The organism is Bifidobacterium imperatoris, assembly GCF_002860405.1.
Classification (GTDB): Bacteria; Actinomycetota; Actinomycetes; order Actinomycetales; family Bifidobacteriaceae; genus Bifidobacterium; species Bifidobacterium imperatoris.
Window position 1 is genome coordinate 52,959 of the sequence record NZ_NMWV01000029.1, and the last position, 10,780, is coordinate 63,738.

5 protein-coding genes and 1 rRNA gene are annotated in these 10,780 nt (G+C 55.8%); all 6 read left to right on the forward strand.

The window, feature by feature from the left end; translation table 11 throughout:
• Positions 1-152: 152 nt before the first annotated feature.
• Positions 153-3,881: a chitobiase/beta-hexosaminidase C-terminal domain-containing protein gene (locus Tam1G_RS09840; protein ID WP_101626376.1), complete on the forward strand. Its 3,729-nt coding sequence runs from the start codon at positions 153-155 to the stop codon at positions 3,879-3,881.
• A gap of 206 nt (positions 3,882-4,087) precedes the next feature.
• A complete protein-coding gene (locus Tam1G_RS09845; protein ID WP_101626377.1) occupies positions 4,088-5,338 on the forward strand; it encodes an ABC transporter substrate-binding protein in 1,251 nt (416 codons plus the stop codon).
• A gap of 236 nt (positions 5,339-5,574) precedes the next feature.
• Entirely contained in the window at positions 5,575-6,426 is an 852-nt protein-coding gene (locus Tam1G_RS09850; protein ID WP_423220499.1) for a carbohydrate ABC transporter permease, read from the forward strand.
• The gene (locus Tam1G_RS09855; RefSeq protein WP_101626379.1) at positions 6,423-7,256 is read left to right on the forward strand and encodes a carbohydrate ABC transporter permease; all 834 of its coding nucleotides are present in this window, start codon (positions 6,423-6,425) and stop codon (positions 7,254-7,256) included. Before Tam1G_RS09850 ends, Tam1G_RS09855 begins: the two co-directional genes overlap by 4 nt.
• Before the next feature lie 76 nt (positions 7,257-7,332).
• The gene (locus Tam1G_RS09860; RefSeq protein ID WP_242689679.1) at positions 7,333-9,450 is read left to right on the forward strand and encodes a hypothetical protein; all 2,118 of its coding nucleotides are present in this window, start codon (positions 7,333-7,335) and stop codon (positions 9,448-9,450) included.
• 806 nt (positions 9,451-10,256) lie between these two features.
• Positions 10,257-10,780, forward strand: a 16S ribosomal RNA gene (locus tag Tam1G_RS09870); the annotation flags it as partial.

The window sequence follows — 10,780 nt, forward strand, 5'->3', positions numbered from 1 at the left end:
AATTCTTTCCCGTTGTGAATTGACGACGCGGTTCCCTTTGATGTACTGTGTTTATACGTATCACTGTTGATGCGTATAAACACAGGTAATTACTCACAGCCATCAAAACAACCGCCACCAATTCATCGTGATCTTACGAGTAGGAGCAATGCATGAGGCGAAAAATATTCCGGCTCTCCATAGCCAGCATGGCCGCATTGGCCATGTTCATTCCTTCGGCCGCGTGGGGCGACTCTATCGGCGCCGAACTCTCATCCGAGCCCGATGCGCCAACGGCGCAATATATCGACGCATCTGCTTCCGGAGACGTCAATCAAACGGATGCGACTGCGCAGGACGGCACCACGCGGGGTGGCGCTTCGCATGTCATGCCGGCACAACGTAAAGCCGCGGAACTGCAGAACGACTACAGCGCGTACACTAATCTCGCATTGAACGCCAGTGCAACTATGAATGTGCCTTCCGGAACAGATTGGTATTCATACCCCTCCAGTGCGGTTGATGGCAATGCCGGAACCTATGCCCAAGCTGCGGACGGTCGCCCATTCACGCTCACTCTGGACCTTGGCAGGCAGGTTTCCTTCGATACGCTGACCATTCGCGGCGTTGACAAGCAGCTCTACTCCTACCGCATCGGCATTTCCGATAACGGCACCGATTGGACGACAATCATCGAGCGAGAAACCACCGAAGACCAGCGCAAGGCATTCTTCACATGGGATGAGCTGGATTCTCCGAGGAGTGCGCGATACGTCAAGGTCGATATTCTTGACGGCGAGGAATGGATTGGAATCAGCGAATTCTCCATGTACTATACGCGTAAGCTGCGTCCGGTCAGGGCCGATGTCGCGGCTGGCATGGTGATGGCCGGAACCGAAGTCATGCTCTCGAGCGACGATTCGGATGCCATTATTCACTACACCACCGATGGCACTGTCCCCAACGCCGATTCGCTGCAATACAAGAAGCCTATCGTCATCGACCGGGATATGACAATCAATGCCGTCGCCATGCAATCGGGCAAGGAAAACTCCGATTTGCTGACGTTGGAATACCGTGTTCTCGACGTCGATATTCAGCCGGATACCACATACTATGTGGACTCCACTGCCGGCGAGCCGGGAGACGGCAGCAAGCAGCGTCCGTTCAACTCGTTGGAAGCGGTGAATGCGGCCAACTTCCTGCCGGGAGACAAGGTCTTGTTCAAAGCGGGAACCGAATATCACGGCACGTTGATCATCGGTGACGGCACTCAGGCGCAGGCGCAGGACGGTTCAGGCGCAAGCAAGGCCGGTCTCGACTCCGGCAAGCCGGATAATCCCGTAGTGTTCTCGGCATACGGCAAGGGTGAAATGCCAAAAATCATCGCCGATACGGACCATATCAAAGGCCGTGAGGCCGTGCTGATCTCTGATGCTCATGATGTGACCGTCAAAGGCTTGGAAATCATCAACAAAGATGCTGATGAATCCGATTATCAGCAGTACATTCGCCGCGGAATTGCGGTCATGAACCATAACAACGGCAAACTCGCAAACATCACCATTGCGGACAATTACATTCACGATGTCACGGGCCAGATGGATGAAGGCGGTATCCAAGGCGGTGCGGCAGGCATCATCACCGAAGTATATTCATTCACCAAACTCGTGGTTACGAACGGCGAATGGGCCCGCGACTCGAGCGCCAATCCCACGGATGAAATGAAGAAGCCTTCATGGTTCGACAACATGCGCATTACCGGCAATCGAATCGAAAACGTCTCCAGGTCCGGCATCAATGCAGCTTCCGATTACAAATGCCGTGAGGCGGTCGATTGGAATTACGGCAGTGGATGCAACGCTCTGCAGCGGGATAATGCGCCTTGGGTGCCGTCCACCAACACACTGGTGGAAAACAATCAGCTTGACCACATCGGTGGCGATGGCATCGTCGTGCAGGAAACTAAGGGAGCCGTGGTGCAGCACAATTGCGTCTATGATGCCGCGAACAGTCCATCCAAGGGCAGTAACGCTGGCGTATGGGTTTGGAATGCCGATGATACATTGTTCCAATACAACGAAGTCGGCTACACCAACAAACGCGCGGACAACAACGACGGTACCGCCTGGGATTTCGATTACGGTTCGCGCAACACGATTTACCAGTACAACTACTCGCACGATAATGCCGGCGGCGCGCTACTGACCTGCGCCTGCGCGGGACGCATGAGCCAGGCGGTCGGATCCGTGTTCCGCTACAACCTGTCCGTGAACGATGGCGTGAACGCTAAAGGCTGTGACGGGAACGTCAACACCAATCGTGTGATGTTCCTTGCCGGCATCAAGGATATGTCGTTCTACAACAACACCATTGTGGCTCCGGATGTGGAGGGCGAGTATGAGGTCATCGATCCGAGTGGCTCGGCGAACAGTGCGTTCTTCGCAAACAACCTGTTCGTGCTGCCTGGCTCGGTGGCCGCCGAGTCCGTCAACGTTCCGGATAACTATGACGCCACGCTGCGCTGGGGCAACAATCTGTTCGTTGCCGACGGCGAACGCCCATCCGATGATGAGTGGCCGATCTTGTCCGCTCAGAACAACCAGTACGTGACCTTGAGCGAATATGTTGCCGCCACGGGCGTAGACCTTGCCGCCGTACGTTCCGGTGACCTCGCGACACTTCGAGTCGGCTCACGGTGGACTGACAAGGCGGGCCGCGCGATGGCTCCGGAAGGCACCAAAGATTATGATGGTAACGCGGTACCAACATGGTCGGTGCCTGATATTGGTGCGTTCCAAACCAGCAAGTTCGCTGATGATTCCGGCAAGGTCGGCGCCCTGCAGGCAGGTAAATCAACGATCGTCGACGTGCCGGGCAACGCCGTTATCGCTGTGACCGCAATCCCGGATAAACGGGCCACGCTGAATGTGACGATCGACAATAATCGCGGATTCACACAAACCATCACACGTGATTCCCGAGCGACCTATGTGCGTACTGCGTCTGACTCATCTCGCCTGGTGCTGGAATGCGCCGGCGTCGGGCAATGTAAGGATATCGAGATGAAAACCACTTCGGATGCCTTGTGGGACGGTTCATTCGAATCCGCTAATTGGGGGACGAGCAGCCTGTCCCCATGGACGTATGGCACTGCTGGCAACGTACAGAACTATGACACCGGATACCGTGTGAATGACGAGCTGCGTAGCGGCGTCGACGAAGCCGACAAGCTGGCATCATCCGGTTCCTTGGCCGCAAAACTCGGCATCAAGAGCGAAGGCGATTCCGTGACGGATGAGACCGTGCAGCTGAATCAGCGTGCATTGTTGGCCGAGCCAGGGAAGACGTATGCGTTGTCGTTCTGGGCAACCGTGGGTGAGAACAATGACGGCACACATACCATCAGTGCCGAGGTCAGATACCGCAGGAGCAAAGACGGATGGATTGCCGAGCACGGCGGTGTATTCAGCCATTACATTGATGTGATCAAAGACGCATCAGTGACCTGCTCAGCGGATCGGAGAGCGGATTACCGGGTCTACTGCACCTCGACGTTCACAGTACCTGAGGATGCCGATCCCTCGGGTGCATTGTGGCTGGCGATTGCGCAGCCCGATCTCAAGAACGAGGTCGGAGTGGCGACTTATGTGGATAGCGTGGCGATGGCCAAGACTGTTCCAGTGCCGCAGCTGCCCGATACCTCCACCGAACCGGATGAGCCTGGTGAAGAGGAGAACGGTCCGGATGCGAGCGGCAACGAGACGGGTGACGGCTCTGGCGGCGGCAAGCATACGGCCGGTACTCTGGAGAATACCGGTAGCGCCGTGCTACTTGTGGCCATGCTGGCAGTGGTGTGCGCCTTTGCCGGTCTGGCTGGATTAGGATTGCGCCGCAAGTAAGGCGCATGCCTCCAAGCTGACGGATTAGGATAGGGCTGCGGTCATGTGCGTTCTATGAGACTCACATGACCGCAGCCTTTTCAAACTCCAATTGTTTATACGCATAAATTATTTTGTGAATTGCGGCGTGTCGCTTTAGTTGCGCGATATTCTATTTATACGCATCAATGTTGATACGCATAAACATTCTGGGAAAAGGAACTGCAATGAAGCTCACAACAAAGAAGTGTCTGGCCGCCACCGTAGCCATCGCCGCCCTGGTCAGCCCGCTTGCCGCCTGCGGTGGCGGCAACGCATCCTCCGGAGGCAAGACCACCATCTCCTTCTACTCCTACTTCAAGGAAAACCAGATTGGCGATGTCATCAAGGGCTTCGAAAAAGCCAACCCGGACATCAAGGTCGATGCCCAGTACGGCCAGGACGCCGCCCAGTACGTGCAAACCCTGCAGACCCGCCTTGCCGGTGGCGCCCCGCCCACCGTCTTTAACCTGACCATGGATAACCGCACTGACGTGATGGGATCCGGCGCCGCACTCGACATCACTGGCGAAGACTTCCTCGACGGCATTGATGAATCCAATTTCACACTCTTCAAGCAAGACGACAAGGTATACGGCATGCCGGTTTCGGTCTGGGTGGGCACGATGTTCTACAACAAGGACATTCTCTCCGAAGCCGGTTACGACGAGTTCCCTACTTCCTGGGATGACTTCATTGCACTGGGCAAGAAGGTCAACGCCACCGGCAAGAACGCTTATCTGGAAGAGCTGAACAGCCCCGCCTCCAGCTTCATCGGCTTGCTCGCCAGCAAATATGCCGCCGAAGGCAACAAGGTGCAGGACGAAGTGATCTGGAACGGAGAATCCACCTTCTCCAAGGAATGGACTGACGTCGCCGAGGAATGGCAGAAGGGCATCAAGGCTGGTGTGGTTCCTCAGAAGTCGGTCGGTCTGAGCGCCGATCAAATCAAGCAGGAATTCATGACCGGTAACTTGCTCGCTTACCGCACCGGCCCGTGGGATCTTGAGGACCTGCGCGCCTCCGGCGTGAACTTCGGCGTCGCCCCGATGCCCGCCTACAAGGACGGCGAAGCATGGATCACCGGTGGCCCCGACCAGGGATTCGCCATCTCCTCCAAGGCCAATGAAGCCCAGCAGGAAGCCGCCAAGAAGTTCCTCGCATACCTCAACAGCGAGGAGGGTCTGAAGACCTTCACCACGACCGCCGGCACCATGTCACTCTCCACCAAGTACGAGTCGGAGGCCCCTGATGAGCTCAAGGAAGTCGTAAACGACTACTTCCTCAAGAACAAGTTCTACTGGGTCAACTGGGGCAAGGCCGCAACCACCATGTCCACTGAAATGGCCGCTCAGCAGCAGTTGCTTGTCCAAGGCAAAATCAGCCCGGCGGACTTCACCAAGGCTATGGACGCCAAGTGGGCTGAGGCAAGCAAGTAAACAGCGTCGGTCCCCATCATTCATAATCGTTTTCCTCCTCTCTCCTTCCCATCGCAGCCGCCGTGTCTGAGTCTCGCGGGCCACAAGCTCACCGACAAAGGTCGGCGGCTGCTCTCCTTCACCACTTTCACTCCATCGAATCGCAAGGCATACGCATCATGACTTCCCCCTCCGCACATGCAGCCGCCAAGCGGAATCACGAAATCCCCACCTCGATTGCCGAGAACCTCACCTCAATGTGGTTCTTGTTGCCGATCCTGCTGGTCTTCTCCGTGCTGACCATAGCTCCGCTGGCGCAATCCTTCGTCTACTCGCTGACTGATTACAACGGTTACTCCGACAACTTCAACTTCATCGGATTAGATAACTACATCACGGTCTTCCTGGATGCTTCACTGCTCTCCTCCCTCGGTTTCACGCTGCTGTACGCCTTTTCGGTAACGTTGATTGTGACCTGTCTGGCCATCCCGTTGGCGGTAACGTTGAATAAAGCCATGTGGGGACGCAGCTTCGCCCGATCCCTGTTCTTCTTCCTCGGTGTTCCCGCCCAGGCCATCATCGGCCTAATCTGGCAGTACATCTTCTCCCCATTGGATTCCGGCGTTGCCAACCGAATCCTCAAATCATTGGGCATGACAACAATCCAATGGCTTTCCGAAGATAACTGGGCCCGATTCTGCGTGATCTTCGTAGCTGTGTGGATGCAGGTCGGCTGGCATGCAACCCTGTACCTGGCCTATCTGCAGACTATTCCCGCTGACCTATACGAACAGGCTCGTGTCGATGGCGCGAATAATCGTCAGCAATTCATCCACATCACCCTGCCGCAACTCACTGGCGGCATCGTCACATCGATGTTCCTGCTGATGACCAGCGCATTAAAGATCTACGATTTGCCGTTCACCCTGACAGGAGGCGGCCCCGGATACGCCACAAATACACTTACGCAATCCATTATCCTGCGCGGCATCGGCCAGTCCGATTACGGCCTTGGATCCGCACTCTCCACCCTATTCACCGTCGCCTGCATTATTGTCATCGCCATTCAGATGGGCATTTCCAACGCTGTTTCGAGGAGGTTCCAATGACACCCAGCCAGCGTGAACTCGCAGCCAAGATTATTCGCACCATTGTGGTGCTGGCACTGGCGCTGTTGTGCGCAGTCCCGCTCTACTACGTAATCGTCAGCTCGTTCAAGGCCAATGTGGACATGATCACCAATCCACTCGGCTTGCCGAAACAATGGACGTTCAAAAACTATATCGACGCATTCGCGGACGGCGGCATCATCCGCGCGTTCGCCAATACGCTGATTGTTACCGTTGCCGCGGTGGCGCTTCAAGTGTTCATCGGATCCCTTGCCGCATACGGCATTATTCAGAAGGCTTCACGATTCACCAAGACCGTGGGCGCAATCCTTATGGTCGCCTTCGCGATTCCAACTCAGGCTACGCTGCTGCCGTTGTACAAGATGGCATCCGCATGGGGGCTGGTCGATAGCCTGCTCGGTTTGGTGGTGCTGTATACGGGTAGCAGCGTGTTCTGCTACTTCCTTATCGTTGGCTACATGCGCACGCTGCCGGTCGAACTGTTCGAAGCCGCCAAGCTGGACGGCGCAAGCCCATTCCGCATCTACTGGCAGATTGTCCTGCCGCTCATCAAACCGATTCTGACCACCGTGGTGGTCTTCCAGGTGATGGGCACATGGAACGACTTCCTGCTGCCAAGCGTGTTCCTCTCCTCCACCAGCAAGCAGACCGTGGTGCTGCAGGTCTACAACGCCGTACAGCAGTTCACCACCAATTGGCCGCTGTTCATGACCATTACCGTGCTGGCCCTGCTCCCGGTATTCATCTTCTTCTGCTTCTGCCAGAAGTGGATCGTCTCCGGTCTTATCGCAGGCTCGGTCAAGGGTTGATACCCGCGGTCGCGTACCGCAAAACATTCGCAATTACCGCTATCTACCACTTCTCGTATCTTCCAAGGACATTCCGATGGTTGTCTCCAATACCCTTTCCTTCGGCTCGGGCCGTGTGCTGTTCGATTACGACACCAACGCTCCGATAGCCTTCGTCAGTGACGTGAACCCGCGTCGTCGCTATCTGATCGACCCCCAGCTCCTATGGCATAGTTCTGGCCACTACTGGGGCACTGGTCATGTGGTGACTTCCCTAGGCTCATTCCGCTGGTGTGCGCCTGAGAAGAAAATCATGAAACGCGATGCGCAAACGCTGACCTTCGCACTGGACGACGCTGGCCTGGAACTGGAAGTGGAGCGCTGCGGTGGCGCGGATCGGTTAGCCGAGCGCTATACCTGGCGCAACGTATCCGGGCAAAGACTTGTTATCCGCGATCTTGGTGTGCAAACGCCATTTAATGATTGCTACCCCTCACGTGGTCGTGCGCTGCGCGAAAGCGTGAACGCGCATGTCTTCGCCGGGGGAGCGTGGTCATGGGTGATGGCCGAGCCGATGAATGGATCCGGGGCGGATCATGACCCGATCCTCGGTTTGATTGTCCGCGAAGGCGCGGTGAATGCCTACTCCATCGAGTCGCGCGATGAAAACACCTACTCGAATATCCGCGGTCATATTGTGCTACAGGTCACGGATCGCGCGCGCAATGCCGAAGCATTTGGCGGGCAGCCCGAACTGGCTCTCGAGCCAGACGAATCGTACACGCTGGCTTGGGAATTGGGGTGGTATGGCTCACGCAAGGAATTCCTGGAGGATACGAATCCTCGAGCTGAATTCTCCACGATGTGCGCCACTGTGGGTGATGCGATTACGGTGCGCTCCGACGATCCGATAATTGTGGATGATTCCGCTGTCCAAGTCGATAGCATTGCCGACAAGGCTGCGGACGGCGAATCCGTCATCCTTACCGCGACCAAGCCGGGCGTTTATCGCGTGCGTATCGGTTCTAGTGCAGATGCGTCGACCACCGAAGTGCTGTTCCATCGAAGCCTGCGCGATCAGGCGCGTGAACGAGCCTCCTACCTGCTGCGTTACCAGCGCGCGAAAGGACGGCCCGGTTCTTTGGCCTACGCCTTCGTGCCCGTGGATACACGCACTGGTTTGCGCACCGAGGCCTCCGGCTGGGCTGATTGGGGAGATGGTTCCGAGCGTGATGCCATGGCCATATTCCTGCAAAAAGCGGTCAATGCCGGATGGTTCGCAGACAATGAGACCAGCACCGCCAACGGCTCTGAGCTACCAATCCCAAGCACACAGGAAGCGCAGCAGGCCGTTGACGAGTGGGCGCAATTCGCGAAAGAACATCTGCTGGATGAGAACGCCAGTACCCGTCGCGATTCCGCGTATCCAGACGACACATTCGGCGACCGCATCTACGATTTGCCGTGGATGGCCGAATTCTTCCTGGACCACTATCAGGCAAGCGGCGACTTAGGGGACCTTGATCTTGCCGCTCGTATTCTTGAACGCATTTCGGAACTTGGCGGACAGCGATTCTTGGCTATTTCATACGCCGAAGTCAGTGAGCGTGCAGTGCGTGAGCTTGTTGCCGCCGGACAGGAATCAGAAGCTAATCGACTGCGTCAGCATGTGATTGACAGCGCCAACTATTTCACTGCGCTTGGCACCGACTTGCCCGACCATGAAGTGGCATACGAACAATCCATGGTGGCGCCTCTGGTGAATCTGCTAATTAGTGCCTATCGCTTCACCAGTGAGGAGAAGTACCTTTCCGCCATCGAAGAACGATTGCATTGGCTGCTTTCATTCAGCGGTCCGCAACCGGACTCACGATTGCAGGACATAGCCATTCGCCACTGGGATGGGTATTGGTTTGGCATCCGCAGACAGTACGGCGATGTATTCCCCCATTACTGGAGCGCGTTGACAGCCACCGTGCTTGCCCGTCTCCCCGAACCGCTGCGTTCAACGGAAACCGACCGCATGGCATTGAATATCATGCGCGCGAATATGGCCAATTACGGTGAAGACGGTAGCGCAACCTGCGCGTTTGTGTTCCCCTCCAGCGTGGATGGTCGACCGGCGCATCAAGCCGATCCGCTTGCCAATGATCAAGACTGGCATCTGGCCATTTGGCTGCGCCTTATTGCCGACGAACACTTCCCCGAAGTGTGATTGCATATGGTCCGTGCTGTTGAATGACTGTTTAACTTGATGCGACCTAGTTTTTTATCCCCCTTTCTCTCACTCGATGGGAGATGATCGGATGGGAACTCGCATACATGTCAGCCGAAGAAACGAGAAGGCCCTCAGACTTCGAAGCATTGCGGCTCGGAAATCTTGAAACGATGAGGAGTGTCTGTATCACTCCTCATCGTTTCAAAATTCGTAGGGCATGTTTGCGTAGCAGCACACAGGCTTGCATGCCGTCATATTGACATTACTGACTGGCATGAGGTGCTGATTCTTTTTGGTGTGGTGATCGGGTGTATTGCGATAGATGGAGACGCGTTCTGGCTATTTTGTGCGACACGTCGGTGAACAAGGGGATTTGTTACTTCATTCGCAATGCGAAGGGGACTATTCTGATAGCAGAACAGCATTTAAGAGTTGTTTGCGACACGCCGAAGGAACCGCGTCATAATGCCGATTCCTCAGGTTCTTATGCGCCCTGATTTGCGCGAATCGAGATAACCGTGTAAGTTTATCCCTTGCTGCCGCTCAGCGAGTGGTTCTCTGCTTCAGAGAGCTTCTTGATGAATGTGTGGTGGTGGTTTGAGAACTCAAGAGCGTGTTTGTACTACTTCTTTATAGTCAATGATTGCCAGTTCATTCCAAGCCTGGTCGCCTGTTGTGGTGGTCGGGTTCCCCGGGAGGGGTTGAATTGGGGTGAGGTTTTTGTGAGAGTGGTTCCTTCCTTAAGGAATCGTCTCGTCTTTTTCTTTTGAGAGTCTGTTTTTCGGATTCTTTTCATGAATTTTTTTGTGGAGGGTTCGATTCTGGCTCAGGATGAACGCTGGCGGCGTGCTTAACACATGCAAGTCGAACGGGATCCATCAGCTTGCTGGTGGTGAGAGTGGCGAACGGGTGAGTAATGCGTGACCGACCTGCCCCATGCTCCGGAATAGCTCCTGGAAACGGGTGGTAATGCCGGATGTTCCAGTTGATCGCATGGTCTTCTGGGAAAGCTTTCGCGGCGTGGGATGGGGTCGCGTCCTATCAGCTTGACGGCGGGGTAACGGCCCACCGTGGCTTCGACGGGTAGCCGGCCTGAGAGGGCGACCGGCCACATTGGGACTGAGATACGGCCCAGACTCCTACGGGAGGCAGCAGTGGGGAATATTGCACAATGGGCGCAAGCCTGATGCAGCGACGCCGCGTGAGGGATGGAGGCCTTCGGGTTGTAAACCTCTTTTGTCAGGGAGCAAGCGTGAGTGAGTGTACCTGTCGAATAAGCGCCGGCTAACTACGTGCCAGCAGCCGCGGTAATACGTAGGGCGCAAGC

What these genes read in the sequence shown, in the direction of transcription:
- Tam1G_RS09840 (WP_101626376.1), top strand. Translation starts at nt 153, where the DNA reads ATGAGGCGAAAAATATTCCGGCTCTCCATAGCCAGCATGGCCGCATTG.
- Tam1G_RS09845 (WP_101626377.1), top strand. Translation starts at nt 4,088, where the DNA reads ATGAAGCTCACAACAAAGAAGTGTCTGGCCGCCACCGTAGCCATCGCC.
- Tam1G_RS09850 (WP_423220499.1), top strand. Translation starts at nt 5,575, where the DNA reads ATGTGGTTCTTGTTGCCGATCCTGCTGGTCTTCTCCGTGCTGACCATA.
- Tam1G_RS09855 (WP_101626379.1), top strand. Translation starts at nt 6,423, where the DNA reads ATGACACCCAGCCAGCGTGAACTCGCAGCCAAGATTATTCGCACCATT.
- Tam1G_RS09860 (WP_242689679.1), top strand. Translation starts at nt 7,333, where the DNA reads ATGGTTGTCTCCAATACCCTTTCCTTCGGCTCGGGCCGTGTGCTGTTC.